The 19,839-nt window shown below is 63.9% G+C and carries 19 protein-coding genes; 4 read left to right on the top strand and 15 right to left on the bottom strand.

Annotated elements, in window-relative coordinates; translation table 11 throughout:
- Window positions 1–13: 13 nt before the first annotated feature.
- From AA098_RS13590 to AA098_RS13570, 6 genes are all read right to left on the bottom strand, one after another.
- Window positions 14–571, bottom strand: coding sequence for a polysaccharide biosynthesis/export family protein (locus AA098_RS13590; RefSeq protein ID WP_004374240.1), 558 nt, complete (start codon window positions 569–571; stop codon window positions 14–16).
- A gap of 261 nt (window positions 572–832) precedes the next feature.
- Window positions 833–1,009, bottom strand: a complete 177-nt coding sequence (gene eppA, locus AA098_RS29525; protein WP_004374238.1) for an EPS-associated small membrane protein EppA — start codon at window positions 1,007–1,009, stop codon at window positions 833–835.
- Between the two features lie 248 nt (window positions 1,010–1,257).
- On the bottom strand, window positions 1,258–1,800 hold the full coding sequence (locus AA098_RS13585; protein WP_004374236.1) for a helix-turn-helix domain-containing protein: 543 nt from the start codon (window positions 1,798–1,800) through the stop codon (window positions 1,258–1,260).
- A 76-nt stretch (window positions 1,801–1,876) separates the two neighbouring features.
- Window positions 1,877–3,295, bottom strand: coding sequence for a short-chain fatty acid transporter (locus AA098_RS13580; RefSeq protein ID WP_004576289.1), 1,419 nt, complete (start codon window positions 3,293–3,295; stop codon window positions 1,877–1,879).
- Window positions 3,296–3,449: 154 nt separating this feature from the next.
- Window positions 3,450–4,106 (bottom strand): CoA transferase subunit B, encoded by a 657-nt coding sequence (locus tag AA098_RS13575; protein ID WP_004576290.1) that lies wholly within the window; start codon window positions 4,104–4,106, stop codon window positions 3,450–3,452.
- A gap of 35 nt (window positions 4,107–4,141) precedes the next feature.
- On the bottom strand, window positions 4,142–4,840 hold the full coding sequence (locus tag AA098_RS13570) for a CoA transferase subunit A (protein WP_004374230.1): 699 nt from the start codon (window positions 4,838–4,840) through the stop codon (window positions 4,142–4,144).
- Between the two features lie 140 nt (window positions 4,841–4,980).
- On the opposite strand from AA098_RS13570, the gene AA098_RS13565 reads away from it, so the two are divergent.
- Window positions 4,981–5,886 carry a LysR family transcriptional regulator gene (locus AA098_RS13565; RefSeq protein WP_004374224.1) on the top strand — a complete coding sequence of 302 codons (906 nt, stop codon included), beginning with the start codon at window positions 4,981–4,983 and terminating at the stop codon, window positions 5,884–5,886.
- Window positions 5,874–6,695, top strand: a complete 822-nt coding sequence (locus tag AA098_RS13560; RefSeq protein ID WP_004374220.1) for an aldo/keto reductase — start codon at window positions 5,874–5,876, stop codon at window positions 6,693–6,695. The genes AA098_RS13565 and AA098_RS13560 overlap by 13 nt, the downstream gene beginning before the upstream one ends.
- A 402-nt stretch (window positions 6,696–7,097) precedes the next feature.
- On the opposite strand, the gene AA098_RS13555 is transcribed toward AA098_RS13560, so the two are convergent.
- The 4 genes from AA098_RS13555 to lexA are packed head-to-tail and all read right to left on the bottom strand — an operon-like array spanning window position 7,098 to window position 12,837.
- Entirely contained in the window at window positions 7,098–10,178 is a 3,081-nt protein-coding gene (locus tag AA098_RS13555) for an error-prone DNA polymerase (protein ID WP_054888352.1), read from the bottom strand.
- Window positions 10,175–11,593 carry a DNA polymerase Y family protein gene (locus AA098_RS13550; protein WP_004576292.1) on the bottom strand — a complete coding sequence of 473 codons (1,419 nt, stop codon included), beginning with the start codon at window positions 11,591–11,593 and terminating at the stop codon, window positions 10,175–10,177. The genes AA098_RS13555 and AA098_RS13550 overlap by 4 nt, the downstream gene beginning before the upstream one ends.
- 6 nt (window positions 11,594–11,599) lie before the next feature.
- Window positions 11,600–12,220 (bottom strand): translesion DNA synthesis-associated protein ImuA, encoded by a 621-nt coding sequence (gene imuA / locus AA098_RS13545; protein WP_004374214.1) that lies wholly within the window; start codon window positions 12,218–12,220, stop codon window positions 11,600–11,602.
- Window positions 12,220–12,837 carry a transcriptional repressor LexA gene (gene lexA / locus AA098_RS13540; protein ID WP_012052394.1) on the bottom strand — a complete coding sequence of 206 codons (618 nt, stop codon included), beginning with the start codon at window positions 12,835–12,837 and terminating at the stop codon, window positions 12,220–12,222. Before lexA ends, imuA begins: the two co-directional genes overlap by 1 nt.
- Window positions 12,838–12,928: 91 nt before the next feature.
- Here lexA and AA098_RS13535 point away from each other — a divergent pair, with 91 nt between their 5' ends.
- Window positions 12,929–13,612: an HAD family phosphatase gene (locus AA098_RS13535; RefSeq protein ID WP_004374207.1), complete on the top strand. Its 684-nt coding sequence runs from the start codon at window positions 12,929–12,931 to the stop codon at window positions 13,610–13,612.
- Here AA098_RS13535 and AA098_RS13530 read toward each other — a convergent pair.
- From AA098_RS13530 to AA098_RS13515, 4 genes are read right to left on the bottom strand one after another with little or no spacing between them, the layout of a single operon-like run.
- Window positions 13,609–14,994: an MFS transporter gene (locus tag AA098_RS13530; protein ID WP_004374205.1), complete on the bottom strand. Its 1,386-nt coding sequence runs from the start codon at window positions 14,992–14,994 to the stop codon at window positions 13,609–13,611. The genes AA098_RS13535 and AA098_RS13530 overlap by 4 nt on opposite strands.
- 44 nt (window positions 14,995–15,038) lie before the next feature.
- Window positions 15,039–15,365 (bottom strand): NIPSNAP family protein, encoded by a 327-nt coding sequence (locus tag AA098_RS13525; RefSeq protein ID WP_004374204.1) that lies wholly within the window; start codon window positions 15,363–15,365, stop codon window positions 15,039–15,041.
- Window positions 15,365–17,080: an FAD-dependent oxidoreductase gene (locus tag AA098_RS13520; RefSeq protein WP_004576293.1), complete on the bottom strand. Its 1,716-nt coding sequence runs from the start codon at window positions 17,078–17,080 to the stop codon at window positions 15,365–15,367. The genes AA098_RS13525 and AA098_RS13520 overlap by 1 nt, the downstream gene beginning before the upstream one ends.
- On the bottom strand, window positions 17,077–17,904 hold the full coding sequence (locus AA098_RS13515) for an SDR family NAD(P)-dependent oxidoreductase (protein WP_012052398.1): 828 nt from the start codon (window positions 17,902–17,904) through the stop codon (window positions 17,077–17,079). Before AA098_RS13515 ends, AA098_RS13520 begins: the two co-directional genes overlap by 4 nt.
- A gap of 176 nt (window positions 17,905–18,080) precedes the next feature.
- On the opposite strand from AA098_RS13515, the gene AA098_RS13510 reads away from it, so the two are divergent.
- On the top strand, window positions 18,081–18,953 hold the full coding sequence (locus tag AA098_RS13510) for a helix-turn-helix domain-containing protein (RefSeq protein ID WP_026031933.1): 873 nt from the start codon (window positions 18,081–18,083) through the stop codon (window positions 18,951–18,953).
- Window positions 18,954–19,030: 77 nt separating this feature from the next.
- Here the strand turns inward: AA098_RS13510 and AA098_RS13505 are convergent, their stop codons facing one another.
- A complete protein-coding gene (locus tag AA098_RS13505; protein WP_004576295.1) occupies window positions 19,031–19,804 on the bottom strand; it encodes an IclR family transcriptional regulator in 774 nt (257 codons plus the stop codon).
- Between the last annotated feature and the right edge of the window lie 35 nt (window positions 19,805–19,839).

The raw sequence follows: 19,839 nt of genomic DNA, 5'->3' as shown, positions 1-19,839 counted from the left end.
ATTAAAGGCAAGATCAAGGAACGACCAGCGTATCGCCAGCCTGAAGTTGGATGTTGGTGGACATGTCCCGCCCAGACACCAGGTCCTTATATCGCACGGGCAGGATCTTTTGGGAAGCACCGGTGCCGCGGACCACCTTGATTTCGCTTTCATCCGCAAACTTGTCCAGGCCGCCCGACATGCTCAGCGCCTGCAATACGGCCGTGGGGCCTGCCATTTGCACAGGCCCGGGCTTGATCACTTTGCCCTGTACATAGACCATGTTGCCGGCAATGCTTTTGACGACAACGCTGACGTTAGGGTCGGGGAGGAATTTTTCGAGTTTGGCAGCGACCTGCTTTTCCACTGCCGTCACATCCAGCCCGGCAACATTGATGCGCCCGGCCAAGGGGAAGGTGATACTGCCATCGGGAAGTACGGTGGCTTCTTGACGCAGGCTGTCTTCCTGCCACACCGATACCATCACCACATCGCCGGGGCTGAGCAGGTAGGCAGCACTGCTCTGGTCGGCGTTACCGGCGCCAGACCACACCGTCAGCATGCAGAAAGCGGCAAACATTGAACGCACCATGAGGGTCCCTCCGGCCAAATGGCCCGACAAAGAGCACTGAATGAGAACAACACACCAACTCTCGCTCCGCTTCACGGCGCACAGCTGCCGTGATGGCCTCGACCTTCCTGGAGGCCCTTGCCTTGACGCTGCAGACGTGGCTGCAACGCCTTGTAAACGTTGGCCCTAGGGGCTACTGGGAATATAGCAACGGTTGGAGAATTCACAAGCCATGCTTGTGGCCTCGCAGCAATGGGTCACTTTAGGTACCCGGTATACGGCTCAGATCTTTCTGCGGTTGGCAACGGCAACAAAACCGACCACAGCAAAGGCAAAGAACCAGCCTGCAGTTGAAACAGGAATGATACTGTTCTGATTTATATACGAATCCGCTGCGCGGGCAGCACCACTTAGCATCACCAGCAAGAACATCGATTTGATTATCAGAGTCGTGCGCATACTCCCCTCCTAAAAACAGGAAAATCAATTAGTTATTGGCGCTGTGCTGCGGGAGTTGTTTCGTTGTTGACTTGAGCTTATGGGCACAATGACATTACGTCAATGATCCGACACCATAATAAAATTCAATGAGCGATGGGCGCATTCGTCAAAAAAACGGCATGCAGATTATGCAAGGGAGGGATGATGCGATGAACATGGCGTTTCACAGCTGAGAACACGTGGGGGCATGATTGCCCCCTGCGGTTTCATTCGTCTGCGTGGTGAACCACAACCAGTAACTGCGCCGGTGTCGCACCTACCGAGCGCAGGCGGTGCGGCGTCTGGGCATTGAAATGCAGGGCGTCGCCCTGCTCCAGCAACACCCGCTCACTCATGAAATCCACTTCCACCTGGCCTGCGTGAACAAACAGGAACTCTTCGCCCTGGTGTTCCTTGAACGTGGGGTCGCTGAACTCGGACGGCGGCTGAATCAGAAACGGCAGCAGGCTGCGCTGGCCAACCTGACTGGTGAGGGCCGCGTACCCCGGCCCTTGCCCATCGCCCACCAAGGCCTGGCGCTCGGTACGGCGCACCAGGCTGTAGCGGCTCTGACCGGGCTGTTCTTCGGCGAACAGCTCTTCGACATTGACGTTCAGTGCCCTCGCCAGTTTCAGCGCCGCAGCGATCGAGGGCGTGTTGAGGCCGCGCTCGACCTTGGACAGGTAGCTTTTGGTCATGCCAGTCTTTTCGGCCAGCATTTCCAGGGTCATCCCCAGTTTCTTACGCAGCAGTTTCAATCGGATAGACATGTGACGCGGGTTTCCCAGGCTGAGGCAGCCATGATACGCGTCTGAAAGCTGGCGCCAAGTCTCCAGGGGCCTCGAATCAAGGCATCACGGGCGGCACGTACTGCAGCGTTGTACCCAGCGCCCACAGCAACACCAGCACCAACGGCACATGCACCAGCAATTGCACGAACGAGAAACCGATCAGGTCGCGCGCCTTGAGCCCCAGCACGCCCAGCAGCGGCAGCATGTAGAACGGGTTGATCAGGTTCGGCAAAGCTTCGGCCGCGTTGTAGATCTGCACGGCCCACCCCAGGTGGTACTGCAGGTCGTTGGCCACCAGCATCACGTAAGGGGCCTCGATGATCCACTTGCCGCCACCTGAAGGGATGAAGAAGCCCAGCACCGCCGAATACACGCCCATCAGCACGGCATACGTGTCATGGGTGGCAATCTGGGTGAAGAACAGTGAAATATGGTGGGCCAGCGTCTGTTCATCGACGCCCTTCACCTGGGTGAGGATAGCGGCGATCGAACCATACAGCGGGAACTGGATGAGCACACCGGTGGTGGTCGGTACCGCGCGTGCCACCGCGTCAAGGAAGCTGCGTGGGCGCCAGTGCAGCAAAGCACCGAGCATGATGAACAACAGGTTGTAGGTGTTGAGCCCCGAGATGGCGGTAATCGCAGGTTTTGTCGCAAACTCCTGATACAGCCAGCCAGCAGCCAAGGCCACCAACAGCAGGATCAGGATCGGGCTGTGTTCCAGCCACTCCCCCGGGCGCGTGCGTTGCGGCGCGGGTGGCGCTGTGAAGCTGGGGTCGACACCGCAGTCTTCTGCGCTACGTGCGCTGTTCGGGCCCGGAGCGGTGGCATAGGCGATCACCAGCGAGACCACCACCAGTGCCGCCAACATCACGCCGGACTGCCAGAGAAAGATGGTTTCGGTAAACGGGATCACCCCGGTTATCGACAGGATTGAAGGTGGCAGACTGGCCGGGTTGGCCTGCAGCTGCGCCGCCGAGGATGACAGGCCCAACGCCCACACCGCACCCAGGCCCAGGTAAGCGGCCGCACCCGCAGCGCGGTAGTCCATCTTCAGGTCGGTGCGCCTTGCCAGGGCGCGCACCAACAAACCTCCAAACACCAGCGACAGCCCCCAGTTGAGCAAGGAGGCCAGCATCGAGATCAGTGCTACCCAGCACACTGCCGAGCGCCCATTGCCGGGGATGCGCGCCAGGCGATCGATCAGCCTCGCGGCGGGCGGCGAGCTGGCCACCACATAACCGCCGATGACCACGAAGGCCATCTGCATGGTGAACGGTATCAGGCTCCAGAAGCCGTCGCCAAACGCCTTGGCGGTGTCGGTCGGTTTGGCGCCCATGGCCAGTGCGCCGATACACACCAGCAGCACCGCCAGCGCGGCGAACACCCAGGAGTCGGGGAACCAGCGTTCAGCCCAGTTGGAGCAGCGCAAGGCAAAGCGCGCGGAGCGGCTGTCTTGAATTTCAGCGGCCACGGTTGAATTCCTTTTATTGGTTTTATGGGATGAAGCGGTACTGCCAGGCAACGCAAAAAACCTGTGGGAACGGGTTGACCCGCGAATGCGGCGGTCAATGTACCGACGCATTCGCGGGTCAACCCGCGCCTACAGGGTGAGATCACGTCATGCCTTAGAAGGTCATTTCCTTCACATCATCCGGCACGATCAGTTTGCCGGCGGTTTTCTCGATGATTTCCTCGACGCTGACCCCAGGCGCGGTCTCGCGCAGGATGAAGGCGCCGTCTTCGATTTCCAGGTAGGCCAGGTCGGTCAGCACCTTGCGGATGCAGCCCGCACCGGTCAACGGCAGGCTGCACTGTGGCAGCAACTTGGACTCGCCGTCCTTGGAGGCGTGGGTCATGGTAACGATGATGTTGTCGGCGCCGGCCACCAGGTCCATGGCCCCGCCCATGCCCTTGACCAGCTTGCCCGGAATCATCCACGAGGCGATGTTGCCCTGCACGTCCACCTCGAAAGCCCCCAGTACGGTCAGGTCGACGTGGCCGCCACGGATCATGGCGAACGATTGTGCCGAATCGAAAATCGAGGCGCCGCGGCGGGCGGTGACCGTTTGCTTGCCGGCATTGATCATGTCGGCATCGAGGGTGCTTTCGGTGGGGAATTCGCCCATGCCAAGCAGGCCGTTTTCCGATTGCAGCATCACATCCATGTCGGCGGGTACATAGTTGGCCACCAAGGTGGGGATGCCGATGCCCAGATTGACGTAGTAACCGTCCTTCAGTTCACGGGCAACGCGTTGCGCCATCTGTTCGCGGGTCAGTGCCATGGTCAGGATCTCTTTATTGTTCGGGTGGATGGCGCTCAGGCCTTGACGGTGCGCTTTTCGATACGTTTTTCGAAGGTGCCGACGATGACACGGTCCACGTAGATGCCCGGGGTGTGGATTTCGCTTGGCAGCAGCACGCCGGGTTCGACGATTTCTTCCACTTCGACCACGGTGATCTTGCCGGCGGTGGCCGCCAGCGGGTTGAAGTTTTGCGCAGTGTTGCGGTACACCACGTTGCCGTAGTGGTCGGCCTTCCAGCCCTTGACGATGGCGAAGTCACCGGTGATGGACTCTTCCAGGATGTACTTGCGGCCCTTGAACTCGCGGACTTCCTTGCCGTCGGCAACCGGGGTGCCATAGCCGGTGGCGGTGTAGAACGCCGGAATGCCGGCACCACCTGCGCGCATTTTTTCGGCGAGGGTGCCCTGTGGGGTCAGTTCCACTTCCAGCTCGCCACTGAGCAACTGGCGTTCGAACTCGGCGTTTTCGCCCACGTAGGAGGCGATCATCTTGCGAATCTGCCGGTCTTCCAGCAGCACGCCCAGGCCAAAACCGTCAACGCCGCAGTTGTTGGAAACCACGGTCAGGCCCTTGACGCCACGCCGCTTGATTTCGCTGATAAGGTTTTCCGGGATGCCGCACAGGCCGAAACCACCGGCCAGTACCGTCATGTTGTCGGTCAGGCCTTCGAGGGCCTGTTCATAGGTTGCAACGCGCTTGTCCAGTCCGGCCATGCTGATCCGCCTTTTGTAGTTGTTTAACCGACGAGGCTGTCGGTGAGCGTGTGCAGACATCTTCACCGCAAGCGACTGATTTGTTAATTTTGTTTTCGTCATCGATTGATAATTTTTACAAAACAAACGATAGGCCCGACATGAACGTCAAACAATTGCGCGCCTTTGTCGCCGTGGCCAAGTACCAGAGCTTCGCCCAGGCCGGTGAACACCTGCACGTTTCGCAACCGGCACTGAGCCTGACCATCAAGGCGCTGGAAGAAAACCTCGGCGGCGCCCTGCTCAGCCGCACCACGCGCAGCGTCAGCCTGACTGCCGAAGGCGAAGTGCTGCTGCCACTGGCACGCCGCCTGCTGGCCGACTGGGACGATACCGAAGAGATGCTGCGCCAGCGCTTTACCCTGCAATTGGGCCGTGTGTCAGTGGCGGCCATGCCGGCTTTTGCCGGCAACCTGTTGCCCCACGCGCTCAAGGTGTTTCGCCAGCGCTACCCCAAGGTCAACGTCACGGTGCACGACGTGATCAACGAACAGGTACAGGAACTGGTACGCCATCGCCGCGTCGAACTGGGCATCGGCTTCGAGCCGGATAACATCGATGGGCTGGACTTCCACCCGTTGTACATGGACCGCTTCGTTGCGGTAGTGGCCGCCGACTCGCCCTTGGCGCTGCTGCCCCAGGTCAGCTGGGCACAGCTGATGGCCGAAGATTTCGTGGCCCTGCAGCGCCCTTCGGCGGTGCGCCTGCTGATGGAGCAGAATGTGGCGGCCCGCCACGGCAAGCTGGCAGTCGCGTTCGAAAGCCACCAGCTGACGACCATCGGCCGCATGGTGGCCAGCGGCCTGGGGGTCAGTGCTGTGCCGGCGCTGTGCATCAACCAGATGCAGGAGCTGGGTGCCCGCTGCGTAACCTTGGTCGAGCCCACTGTCGAGCGGCGCATCGGCGTGATTGCCCTCAGCGAGCACAAGCTTTCCACCGCAGCGCAGGCACTGCTTGAGGTGCTTCTTTCCAATACCCGGATCCCGGAGGTGACATGCGTTACGTAAATCTGGCAGGCACGAGCGTTCCAGCCATCGGCCAAGGCACCTGGTACATGGGCGAAGACCCAGGTCGCAAGGCTGCCGAAGTCGCGGCGCTGCAACAGGGCATCGAGCTGGGCCTGAACCTGATCGACACCGCCGAGATGTATGCCGAAGGGGGGGCAGAAGAGGTCGTTGGCCAAGCCATTGCCGGGCGCCGCGACCGGGTATTTCTGGTCAGCAAGGTCTACCCGCACAATGCCGGCCTGCGCGGCATGGCGGCTGCCTGCGAACGCAGCCTCACGCGCCTGGGCACTGATTGCATCGACCTGTACCTGCTGCACTGGCGTGGTCAGCACCCGCTGGAGGAAACCGTCGAAGGCTTCGAGCGCTTGCGCGAGCAAGGCAAGATCAAGCGTTGGGGCGTGTCCAACTTCGACGTCGACGACCTGCGCGAACTGCACAACCCTGATTGTGCCACCAACCAGGTGTTGTATAACCCCGCCCAGCGTGGCATCGAATTCGACTTGCTACCGTGGTGCGAAAAACGTGGCTTGCCGACCATGGCCTACTGCCCGCTGGCTCAGGCCGGGCGCTTGTTGCAGCACCCGGTACTGGCGGAAATCGCCGAGCGCCATGGCGCCACACCGGCCCAGGTCAGCCTGGCCTGGGTGACCCGCGATGACGGCGTGATCGCCATCCCCAAGGCGGTGGCGCCCGAGCACGTGCGGCTCAATGCGGCGGCGGGAGCGCTGACCTTGACCGGTGAAGACCTGCGGGCGATCGACCGGGCGTTCCCTGCACCGACGCGCAAGCAGCGGTTGGCGATGGTGTAGGCGAGCACAAGCGGGACCAGGACGCGACCTTTGGGAGCAACTGTCTTGCTCAATTTCTAAAAGCTGACGCGATCCCTGTGGGAGCGGCCTTGTGTCGCGATAGGGCCGCGCAGCGGCCCCAGGATCTCGGCATCATGCATAGATTGCTGGGGCCGCTTTGCGGCCCTATCGCGACACAAGGCCGCTCCCACAGGGGGGGCTCAGGCCTAGTGGCAAACGTGGCCGTCGACCAAGGAATAACGCACCGTGGCCAATGAATGGTTGGGGCAGGCTCAAGGTTGCAGGCGGTCAATGTGGGGCATGCCCGCGAACACCGGCAAGGCCGGTGCCCTGCAACGCGGTGGCTGCTTCGCGGGCTCGCCCGCACCCACAGGGAACCACGCAAGTACCGAGCGTTGGGGGTCAGTGAAAATCCCGGCTGCGCACATCCAGCCCTTGCAGCAGCGGACTCACATCCTCCAACCGCCGCGCAATCAGGTGCCGCACCCCATTCTCCTGCTCCAACCGCCCACTGACCTTGAGCAGCTGCGAACCCACCAGCGCCCGCCGCTGCCGTTCGGCCAGCGCACGCCACACCACCACGTTGACCATGCCATGTTCGTCTTCCAGAGTAACGAAGGTCACACCGCTGGCGGTTTGAGGCCGTTGCCGGCCCACCACCAGCCCGGCCACGGCAATGTTGTCGCCATGCTCCACACCCTGCAATTCACTGGAGCTGCGACACCCCAGCGCCCTCAGGCGAGCGCGCAACAGGGCCAGCGGATGTGGGCCAAGCGTAGTGCCGAGGGTTTGATAATCGGCCATCAGGTCCTCGCCCACGGTTGGCACGGGCAATTGCACCGGTTCTTCAGGCAAGGCCTGCGCATCGGCGAACAACGGCAGCTGCGGCTGCACCGCCGCCACCTGCCAGCGCGCCTGATGCCGATCGCTGGCCAAGGCGCGCAGCGCCCCGCCATCAGCCAGGCGGGCACGGGCCCGTGCGTCCAGGCCGGCGCGCAGGCACAGGTCTTCGACGTTGCGCCACGGCCGCTGCGCCCTCGCCTGCTGCACGCGCCTGGCATCGGCTTCGGCCAGGCCACGCACCAGTCGCAGGCCCATGCGAATGGCCAGGGTGCCTTCAGCATCAGGCTCCAGGGTGCAGTCCCAGTCGCTGTGGCAGACATCAACCGGCCGTACCTCGATACCTTGGCGGCGAGCCTCTTGCAGCAGCTGATCAGGGCTGTAGAAGCCCATCGGCCAACTGTTGACCAACGCACAGGTGAAGATCGCCGGCTCATGGCACTTCAGCCAACTGCTGGCATAGCACAGCAAGGCAAAGCTGGCCGCATGCGACTCAGGGAAGCCATAGCTGCCAAACCCCTTGATCTGCTCGAAGATGCGCTCGGCAAACGCCAGCGTGTAACCATTGCGCAGCATGCCCTGCACCAGCCGTTCGCGGTGCGGTTCCAGCCCGCCGTGGCGCTTCCAGGCTGCCATGCTGCGGCGCAACTGGTCGGCCTCGCCCGGGGTATAGTCGGCCGCGACCATCGCCAGTTCCATCACCTGCTCCTGGAACAGCGGCACGCCCAAGGTACGTTCGAACACTTCCTTCAGTTGCGGCGACGGATACGTCACCGGTTCCTGCTTCAGGCGCCGGCGCAGGTACGGGTGCACCATGTCGCCCTGAATCGGCCCGGGGCGGACGATGGCGACCTCGATGACCAGGTCGTAGAACTTCTGGGGCCGCAGCCGCGGCAACATGGCCATTTGCGCGCGTGACTCGATCTGGAACACGCCCATGGTCTCGGCACGGCTGATCATGGCGTAGGTGGCCGGGTCTTCGCTGGGGATGGTCGCCAGGGTCAGGTGCCGGCCACGGTGGTGCTGCAGCAGGTCGAAACAGCGACGCAAGGCGCTGAGCATGCCCAACGCCAGTACGTCGACCTTGAGCAGGCCAACCATGTCCAGGTCATCCTTGTCCCACTGGATCACCGTGCGCTCCGGCATCGCGGCATTCTCCACCGGCACCAGCTGGTCGAGCGGTTGCTGGGAGATGACAAAACCGCCCGGGTGCTGTGACAGGTGCCGGGGGAAGCCGATCAGTTCGCCGGCCAGCACCAGCACCCGCCGCAGCGAAGGGCTGCCCGCTTCGAAACCGGCTTCGGCCAGGCGCTGGTCATCGGGTATGCGATCGCTCCAGCGGCCACAGCATTTGGCCAGGGCATCCACCTGGTCGGCAGGTAGCCCCAGCACCCGCGCCACATCCCGCACCGCACCGGCGGCATGGTAGGTGTTGACTACCGCAGTGAGCGCCGCCCGGTGCCGGCCATAGCGACGGAACACATACTGGATCACCTCCTCGCGCCGGTCGTGTTCGAAGTCCACGTCGATGTCCGGCGGCTCGTTGCGCTCGCGCGACAGGAAGCGCTCGAACAGCAGGTGGTGTTTCATGGGGTCAAGCTCGGTGATGCCCAGTACGAAGCACACCACCGAGTTGGCTGCCGACCCCCGGCCCTGGCATAGGATGCGCTGGCTGCGGGCGAAGGCGACAATGTCGTGCACCGTCAGGAAGTAGCTTTCGTAACCCAGCTCTTCGATCAGCCCCAGTTCCTTGGCAAGCACAGCCCGCACTTTGCCACTCGGCCCGTCTGGCCAGCGCAGCGGCATGCCTTGCTCGCACAGTTCGCGCAGCCAGCTTGCCGGGGTATGCCCCTCGGGCACCAGTTCGCGTGGGTACTGGTAGTTCAGTTCGCTCAGGTCAAACTGGCAGCGCCGGGCAATGACCAAGGTCTCGGCCAGCAGGTCGAGCGGATACAACTCGGCCAGTTGCGCCTGGCTGCGCAGGTGCCGTTCGCCATTGGCAAACAGAAAGCGCCCGGCCTCGCTCACCTGGCAATGCTGGCGGATGGCAGTCATGCAGTCCTGCAAGGCACGGCGACCACGCACGTGCATGTGCACGTCGCCACAGGCCACGGCGCGGATACCCACATCAGCCGCCAGTGCCCGCAACCGTTGCAGGCGCATGGCATCGTCACTGCCCCGGTGCAGGTGCACGGCCAGCCACAGGCGCTCAGCGAACACACTGCGCAGCCACGCGCCGGTAGCGGTATCGCCACTGTCAGCGGCCACCCACAAGGCCAGCAGGCCTTGGTGGTGCAGCAGCAGGTCATCACGAAACAGCTGGTACGCACCCTTCTCTGCCCGCCGCCGGGCACGGGTGATCAGCGCGCACAGGTTCTGGTAGCCGGTCAGGTTCTCGACCAGCAGCACCAGCTTGGGCCCGTCGCACAATTGCACCTCGCTGCCAACGATCAGCCGCAACTGGTGCACCTTGGCTGCCTGCCAGGCGCGCACGATACCGGCCAGCGTGCATTCGTCAGTGATTGCCAAGGCCTGGTAGCCCTGCTCGCGCGCACGCCGGAACAGCTCGTCGGCGCTCGATGCACCGCGCTGGAAGCTGAAGTTGGAAAGGCAATGCAGCTCGGCATAACCCGGGGTGTTCATGCGAACCAACCCTGCAGCCAAAGCGGGCCGGCCTGGCTCAGGTCGCGGTAGGCCCAGCCGCGCAAGCCGTCACGGGTTTCGATGCGGTAGTAGTCGCGACGCACATCGCCGCCATCCCACCAACCTGATTCGATGCGTTCGGCGTAGCCCTGCACCTGGTAGGCGGCGTCATCCAGCGCGATCGGTGCCGACAACAGCCACCCCGGGCGGCTGCCCGGTGCAACCGGCATGTTGCCTTGGGCACCCTGCTCCGCCAACTGCCAGGCGCATTCGGGGCGGTGATCGGCGGCTGCGCCAAGCCCCTTGACGGCCTCATCCCCCAGGCGGGCGCGCAACCGCTCACGCAATTGCGCCCAGGGTTGCGCCTGTTGCGCCCGCGGGTCGAACAACGCCTGATGCTGTGGCACGAAGGGTGGCAAGTCTTCGGCAACCAGCCGCAGGTTGCGCACCGGTGCGGGTATGCGCAGCGGCTCAAGGCGCCCACGGGCCAGCTCGAACAGCATCGCAGCATCGCGTTCGGCCGCCAGCAGGCCCACCTTGAGCAGGGTATCCGGCCCCTCGGCGTGCTCCAGATGCAGGCAGAAGCGCTGCACGCCACAGTCTCGCCCGGCCAGAAATGCAGCAAGGTCGTTGAGCATGCGCCGCAGCGGGAACAATAGCGCCTGGTGCGATTCGACGTCGAAGTTGAGTTCCAGCCGGGTTTCGAAACGGTCGGGTGGCTGGTAGAAGTCCAGCCCCAGGTTGCGCAGGCCGAGCAACTGGTCGAGGTGCAGCTGCACCTGGGCCGCAAAGCGCCTGGCCAAGGTATCGCGCGGCAAGGCCAATACCTGGCCCAGCTGGTGCAAGCCCATGCGGGCAAACGCTTCGGCCGCCTCTGCCGGCAGGCCGACGCGCGTGATGGGCATGCCAAGCAGCGCCGCTCGGGTGGCGTCGACATCGCCCACGGCCAGGCCATCGTGGCCATTGGCGAGCATGCGAGCAGCCACCGGGTTGCTGGCCAGGACAATGCGTTGACGCAGGCCCAGTTCTGCCAGTTCCTGACGCAGACGTGCCTCGAACAAGGGCCAGGGCCCGAACAGTTGCAGGCTGGAGCCCACTTCCAGCAGCAGCGCCCGAGGGTAATGCAGGCTGACCTGGGCACTGAAGCGGTAGGCCCAGGCCGCCAGCAACTGTTGCACCTGATCGATGCGTTTGGGGTCAGCTTCGACGCAGGTGAAGCCATCGGCCAGGGCACGCGCTGCGGTCAGGGTTTGCCCGGCGCGCAGGCCCAGTGCAGCGGCCGCCGGGTTGACTGCCTGCAACACGCGACGCTGGGTCGGCCCGCCAATCAGCACCAAGGGTGTGTCAGGGTCGTCACGCTCACGCAGGACGGTGTCCAGCGCAAGCTGCGGGAGCAGGATGCAGGCCCAGAGCATGGTGCATCAGCCCCGCCCCGGGCAGGGTATTGGCAGCGCTGGTGGCATGCCACCCCGGCTTTTCAGCACGCGCCATTGCGCCGGGCGTGTGTCGACTGCAATGCGCAGCGCTGCGGGTGAAGGGTTGTGCGACGCCTGCTGCGGCCTGCAGGCGAACGCCAGTGCCTGCCCGGTTTCGGCCGCTACCTGCAAGCGCCGCAGGGCGCGGTCATCGGCACGTTCCGGCCAGCACAGCACCGCCGCGCAACTGCCCGAGCGCAGGCACTGTTCGGCAGCCCACAGGGCATCGGCAGGCTCGGCATCCACCTGTACCAGCCAGCGCAGGTCCACCCCCGCTGCCTGCCAGGCCGGTGCAAAAGGGATGAAGGGTGGAGCCACCAGCACCACTCTGCTGGCTTCTGCACTCAGCCGAGCCAGGGTTGGCCACAGCAACTGCAATTCGCCACAGCCGGGGTTGGCCAGCAACAGCTCGCTCAGTGCTGCCGCCGGCCAGCCACCTTCCGGCAAACGTTCGTCGAGGGCCGCATGGCCGGTGGGCTGCAGCCCGAGTGGCCGCGCCTGGGCCTGCCGGCCGCGCCATACCCGGCGCTGCTCCAGCAGCCTGTCGAGGTCGACCACGGCGCCCATCAGTCACGCCTCAGCAAGCCGCAGAACACGCCTTCGATGAAAAAGTCCTGTTCGGGCTGCACATCGATCGGCGCATACGCAGGGTTGCGTGGCAACAGCCGGTAAGTGCCGCCTTGGCGTTGCAGGCGTTTGATGGTCACTTCGCCGTCCAGGCGCGCAACCACGATTTGCCCGTCGCGGGCGTCGGCCTGTTGCAGGATGCCGACCAGGTCACCGTCAAAGATGCCGTCGTCGATCATCGAGTCGCCCCGCACCTTCAGCAGGTAGTCGGGGGTACGGCGGAACAGGCTGGGGTCGAGCAGCAACTGCTCGTGGATGTCCAGGTCCGGGCCGATGGGGGCACCCGCCGCCACCTGGCCCAGCACGGGTATTTCGAGGATTTCCGGCCGGCGCAGCGGTTCGGCCAGGCGTATGCCCCGGGCCTGGTTTGGCGTGACATCGATGTAACCGGCCTGGCACAGGGCGGTGATGTGCTTGCGCGCAACGCTGCGCGAGGCAAAACCGAAGCGCGTGGCGATATCGGCCAGGCTCGGCGGCTGACCATGCTCGGCAATGCGCTCACGGATGAATTCGAAAATGGCGCGGCGTTTGGGGGTAAGAGTGTCCATGGAGCACATTTGTACTCTTTTCGGAGCACGCTGAACAGCCCCCTTCGTCGTCAGCTTTGGTTATGATCCCCTGGCTTGTGTTTTTTCATCTGGATATCCCATGCTGACCGCCCTGCTGTTCGACCTTGACGGTACCCTCACCGACACTGACACCCTGCACCTGCAGGCCTTTCGCCAACTGCTGCGCGAACACGACGGCCGCGAGCTGAGCCAGGCGCAGTTCGACGCCCAGGTCAGCGGCCGCGCCAACGGCGAGCTGTTCGCCGAGCTGTTCAGCGGCGCCAGCGTCGAACAGTGCCAGGCATTGGCCGACCGCAAGGAAGCGCTGTTTCGCGCGATGTCGCCGTCGCTTGAGCCAATGCCAGGCCTGTTGCGCCTGCTGGAGCATGCCCAGGCCCATGACATCGGCATGTGCGTGGTGACCAACGCACCGCGGCTGAACGCCGAGCACATGCTGAACGCCATGGGCCTGGGCCAGCACTTTGAACATGTGCTGGTGGCCGAAGAACTGGCACGGCCCAAACCGGACCCGCTGCCCTACCTCACCGGCCTGCAGCGGCTGGGTGCCGAGGCCGGGCAAGCGCTGGCCTTCGAGGACTCATTGCCGGGGACGGCTGCAGCCAGTGGCGCGGGGATCTTTACCGTGGGCGTGGCCACGACGCAGACCCCGGAGCGGTTGCTGGCGGCGGGCGCCAGGCTGGTTGTCGACGATTTCAATGATGCGGCGTTGTGGGCGTTGATCGAGCGTATGGCTTCAGACAGGGGCTGTGTTCCCGAAGGCTAGGGAGTGGGAGCCGAACCTGCTGGCGCTGCAGCCGGGGTGCCGGATGTACAACCTGGAACGCTAAGCCGTGACGCCGCATTTCGCCCTTGCAGCCATACCGCCAAAGCCGCCAACCCTGCGGGTAGCAACAACGAAGCGAATACCTGGGCAAAGCTCCAGCCCAGTGCCAGCATCTGTGCCCCGGCAAAGGCACTGAGAATCGCACCCAGGCGCCCGATGCCGCTCATCCAGCTGGCGCCGGTCGCCCGTGCTTCAGTCGGGTAAAAAGCCGCCGCCAGTGCATTCATGCCAACACTTGCCCCATTAAGGCCAAAGCCCACAGCGCTCGCAACCGCACACAACCAGGCGAAGTCCGCAGCGACCTGACCAATTGCAAAAATCACCGCACCACTGAACAGGAAGGTCAGTACCAGCACGCGCTGCGCCGGGTAGCGATCCATGGCCCAACCCACCGAAATCGCGCCCAACGGGCCGCCAATCTGGAAACAGGCGGTGACGATGGCCGCTTCGGCCACCGAAAACCCGCCCCCCTCCTTTACCAGCGTCGGCAACCAGCCGCTGAACAGATAGACCAGGAACAGCGCCAGCACGTACCCGCCCCAGAGCATGCAGGTACCAAAGCGATACCGCGCAGAGAGGATGGTGCCGATTGCACCGCCTGCAGCCTGGGCTTTACCGGGCAAGACAAAGGTCGTGTCGGCGTTGACATGCTCAGGTGCCAGGCGACGGACAATGGCCAGAATGCGCTTGCGGTCCGCCCCTTTGCTGACCAGGAACGTCACCGATTCCGGCAGGCGCCAATACAGCAACGGCAGGACCATCAGCGGCAACACCCCACCCAATGCCAAGACACTGCGCCAGCCCAGGTTCGGAATCATCCAGGCGCTGACGAAACCACCTGCCGCAGCGCCCAGGGAGAAGCCGCAGAATGCCAGGGTAATGAGCAGCGAGCGGCTGCGTGCCGGGGCATACTCGCTGACCAGGGTGCTGGCATTGGGCATGGCTGCGCCCAGGCCCAGGCCGGTCAGAAAGCGCAACGCGACCAGGGCTTCCAGGTTGGGTGAAAAGGCCGAGGCCAGTGTCCAGAGGCCAAACAGCAGCACGCTGCACAGCAACACCGCCTTGCGCCCGTAACGGTCCGCCAAGGGGCCGGCAATCAAGGCGCCGAGTGCCAGGCCGATCAACGCGGCGCTCAATACCGGGCCCAGACTTTGCGCATCCAGGCCCCAGTCGCTTTTCAATTGCGGGGCAATGAAGCCGATGATGGCGACGTCCAGGCCGTCCAGGGCGATGATGAGAAAGCCAAGGAACACCACCCATTTCTGGTAGCGGCCGATGGGTTGCTGGTCGATCAGTTGGCGCACGTCGAGCGTGTTGTTCATAGGTATCACCTGTTGTTGTTGTTATGACGGTGTTTGTCGCAGCCCTAGTGGAAAAGGCTGGGTAAGCGCACAGGCCTTATGATGCGTGTTTCCTGAGCCACCACCAGGTCGCGGGTGGCATGCAGGTACGCGGCAAAGTCCGGGTCGGCATCCCGCGCTGCGCTGCGCTTCTCGAAGTCATCGAGGCTGTCATAGCCCCACAAGTGCACCACCTGGTTCAACGGCCCGATGCTGCTGGTGTAAAACGCCAGGGGTGCACCGAGGTGGCGCAGCAGGATCGGCATCGCCAGCTGGTCGAACGCCTCGAGAAAGGCCGCCATGCCGCGTGGGCGAATGGTGTAGATGCGGTGGTCGACCACAGGCTTGTCCATCACGCCACCTCCCGTGCGTTGCCCGCCGCCAGCCCCTGCTCGACACCCGCCAGATGGCGCCCGGTGATGTAGGCAAAGGTCATGATCGGCCCCAGGGTGATGCCCGCCCCGGGGTAGTTGCCGCCCATGATGCTGGCGCGGTCGTTACCCACCGCATACAGGCCGTCGATGGCTTGCCCGTCGGCCGCCAACACTTCACCGGTCACACGGGTGCGCAGCCCGTCGAAAGTGCCCAGATCGCCCATGATGACTTTCACGGCAAAGTACGGCCCCTCGCCAACCGGCGCTACGCACGGGTTGGGTTGTTGCTGCGGGTCGGCCAGGTAGCGATTGAAGCTGGTGCTGCCGCGGCCGAACTGACGGTCTTCGCCGTGGACGGCCCCAAGGTTGTACTCGCGCACAGTCTGCTCCAGCCCTTGCGCATCGATACCGGCCTTGCCGGCCAACTCCGCCAGGGTCTGGCCCTTGAGCAGGTAACCGTTGCGCAGCAATGGCCCCAGCGGCATCGGCGCAGGCTTGGCAAAGCCCAGCCCGTATTTGGCCAGGGTGCGGCGGTCGCACACCAGCCACATGGCGGTTTCTGCCTGGTCGGAACACGCCTCGATCAGCGCTGCGCCTACGTCGTGGTAGGCATTCGACTCATTGGTGAATCGCTGCCCCGAACGCAGCACGCCGATCACACCCGGCTTGTAGCGGTCGAGCAAGTGCGGAAAGGCAATATGCCGCCCACCACCCACCGGCACCTTCGATACCGGCATCCAGGCTGCAGGTGCCTGCAGGCAGATATCGACCTTTGCTCCCAGCGCCTCGGCCATGCGCGCACCATCGCCGGTGTTGCCCGCTGGCACCGGTGAAAAATGCTCGCCGCCACGCCGTACATGCGGGTAGGCCTGGCGCAGCCGTTGCAGGTCATGGGAGAAACCGCCACAGGCCAGCACCACCCCACGCCGGGCCTCGATGCGCTGCTCGCTGCCGGCCTGCCCGGTCACCGCCCCCACTACCCGCGCCCCTTCGCGCAGCAACTGCCGCGCCGGGGTGCCTGTGAGAATCGGAATGCCCAGGTCCAGTGCCGAGCGTACCAGCCGTGCCGCCAGGGCATTGCCACTGGTGACCTGGGTGCCGCGTCGGTACAAGGCCAGCTCCTTCAAATGGGTCAGCAGGCGTTTGGCCACGTAGGCGAACGAGGTCAACGAACGGGTGACATTGAAGAAGTGCTTGAGGTCGGCATTCGACGAGTTGAACATCATGCCGATGAAGGTGATGGTCTTCAGCGGCGGGCGCAGCCGCGCCATGTCGGGCCCCAGACCACGGATGTCGTAAGGTGCGGCCAGTATCGAGCGGCCCACATCGACGCCGCCTTCCACCTGCGGGTGATAATCGGGGTACAGCGTGGGCACGAATTTGACTGCCGTCTCGCGCTCGAAAAACTCAACCATCTGCGGCGCGTAGCGCAAGAATGCCTCCACCCCGGCCGCATCGAAGCAGGCACCGGTTTCGTTGCGCAGGTAGGTCATGGCCGCTGCTTGGCTGTCATTGCCCCCGTGCCGGGTGCCCGGCACCCACAGCACACCGCCGGAAAACGCCGTGGTGCCGCCGAAGCACGCCTCCTTTTCGATGACGATCACATCCAGGCCAAGCTTTTTCGCCGTGATGGCTGTCGCCAGGCCGCCAGCACCCGCACCGATGACCAGTACATCGCAGCTACGCGTACTCATTGGCCTGCCCCCTCGAAGCCAGGGCGCGGGATCAATGCCATGGGCATGCTTTCCAGTCCGCCATCCACGGTCAGCTCGGCGCCGTTGATATAGTCGGCGCGGCGGCTGGCCAGAAACAGCACGGCTTCGGCGATGTCTTGCGGCTCACCGATGCGCTGGTTGGCGGTCATGGCGCTACGCCGGCGCGCCACCTGTGGGTCGGCATAGAACGCCGCCGACAATGGCGTGCGGATCAAACCCGGGCATACGGCGTTGCTGCGCACACCGCGCGGCCCCCATTCCACGGCGATCTGCCGCGACAACATGCTGACGCCTGCCTTCGCCGCGCTGTAAGCGCCACTGTTGGGTTGCGGGTAATGGGCTGCAATCGAGGCCACATGCACGATACGGCCCTGGCCGCAGTCCAGCATGGAACGGCCAAAGGCCTGGGCACACAAAAGGTAGCCACTGAGGTTGACCGCCAGCACCTGGTTCCATTGTTCCAGGCTTAGCGTGTCCAGCGCACCGGGGCGCAGCACGCTGGCATTGTTGACCAGTACATCGCAGCGCCCATGCAGCGCCTGTACCTGGGCCGCAGCCTGCTCCACGCTGGCCGGATCGGCAATGTCGCAGGCCAGGGCACTGACTTCGCCTGCACTGTGTTCCCCCAGGGTGGCCGCCAGTTCGCGGCATTTGTCCAGGTCGCGGTCAAGCAGCACCACGTGGGCCTGCTGCTCCACCAAGGCTGCGGCCAATGCTGCGCCAATGCCGCCGGCCGCGCCGGTCACCACGCATACGGCCGACTCCAGGCCTAGCCACTGAGAAAGGATCTTGTTGTTGTGCATGCTGCTCTCCAGAGCGTTGCTTGTTCTGGGCAACAGGCTATGGCCGGCAGGCCCACCGGCAGAATGGACAAAACCTGCAACCAGCCCCACATTCCCGTCAATTTGCCCACTGCGCCCTGAAGCCTGCGGGCAGCTATGGCACAGTAGCGGGTACTGAACAGAACAATTACAACACCATGAACAAGATCCCCAATTACGCCCTGTACGGTGAAACCGCGCAGCCGGTGTGGCACGAAGCCTTGCATGTGGAGCAGATATCCCAGCGCTCTGGCGCGCACAACTGGGAGATTGCCGCACACCGTCACGAAGGCTTGCTGCAGCTGTTGTACCTGCAAAGCGGTGGCGGCGAGGTGCTGTTCGACAGTGACCGGTTTCAGGTTCATGCACCCTGCGTGGTGTACGTCCCGGCGCAGGTGGTGCATGGATTTCATTGGGCCAGCCAGGTAGAAGGCCAGGTAATCACGGCTGCGCAGCACCCGCTGGATAGCATCGCCCAGGTGCTGGCACCCAACGTGCGGGTGCAACTGCGCAAACCACAGGTGATTGCCCTGCCCCACTGGGCCGCCGATGAAGACCCGTTGTTGCCCCTGTTTCGGGCCCTGCGCGAGGAATACCACAACCGCGCCCGCGAGCATGTGGCCAGCAGCATGGCGCTATTGCTGGCACTGATGATCCATGTCCTGCGCCATGAGCCGTACATGCCCGCAGGTGAGCAGCGCCCAGTATCAAGACGCAGCCAGCAACTGACGGCTTTTCGCGAGCTGGTAGACATGCACTACCGCGCGCACTGGCCACTGGCGGAATACGCCGCCGAATTGGGCATGACCCTGGTGACGTTGGGGCGGTTGTGCCAGGAACACCTGGGCATGACGCCGATGAATGTGATCAATGCCCGACTGGTGCTGGAGGCCAAGCGCATGCTCGGGCATTCGAGCCTGAGCGTGAAAGAGATCGCCCATGAGCTGGGGTTTGCCGATGTGGGGTATTTCAGCCGGTTCTTTCGCAAGCAGGCGGGGGTGAGCCCTAGCGGATTTCGGGAGGGCCAGTAACGCCCGCAGGTTCTGTGGGCGGTACTGGCAATGCACGCGTCTGTGGCTTACCCGCGAAGAAACCCGTGCAGGAAACATCAAACAGCCAAGGCCCGCTGCACTTCCCCCACCGTGGTCGCCAAACTGCTCAGGTGCAGGCTCGACACCCGCTCCACCGGCGCCTGATCCAGCGGCCATTGCAAGGCAATGCTGCCGACCAGGCGCCCTTCGGCATGTACCGGCAAGGCAATGGCGCGGATCAGGAACGGCAGGCGCACCGGGTATTCCCAGTAGCCTTCTGTGCGCTGACCAAAGCCCTTGTGCGCTTGTTCTTCGATATCGCGTAACAACCCGTCGTCACCCAGCCGCTCATGGGCCGCCAGGCGCTGCACTTCGTCCACCGCCAGCTCCCCGAGGCACGCCCGCCCCATCGCCGAATGAAACAGGCTGGCATGCTGCCCAACGATCTGACTGGTGAGCGGATAGCGCTTGCGCAGCACCTGGGGAATGGCGCTTTCCATCACCTCCAGCCGCTGGCCGTCGAAACACGACAGGTCAGCGACCAGCCCGGTGCGCTCACTCAGCTCCAGCAGCATGGGCGCTGCGCTTTCCACCAGGCGCCGCTTGAAACGCAACTGGCGGTCACCGAACAGGCGTCGCGCGCACAGCCGGTAGCGCCGGTCGGCAAGGCCGCGGTACACCCAGCCTTGCGCCTGCAAGGTGGCGATCATGCGCGACACCGTGGCCTTGGGCAGCGCCGTCAGGTAGTGCAGTTCTTCGAGGCCCAACGCCTGGTGTTCGCCCAGCAGGTCGACAATGGCCAGCGCCCGCTCCACCGAACGCACGCCGCCGCTGTCTGCCGTGATGCCCATGGGTATGACCTCCTTGTAGCGGGATGGTCAGGATA

This window comes from Pseudomonas sp. JY-Q, from assembly GCF_001655295.1.
In the GTDB taxonomy this organism is placed as follows: domain Bacteria; phylum Pseudomonadota; class Gammaproteobacteria; order Pseudomonadales; family Pseudomonadaceae; genus Aquipseudomonas; species Aquipseudomonas alloputida.
Note: the sequence above shows the minus strand (reverse complement) of the source record. Positions and strands in the feature narration are given on the sequence as shown.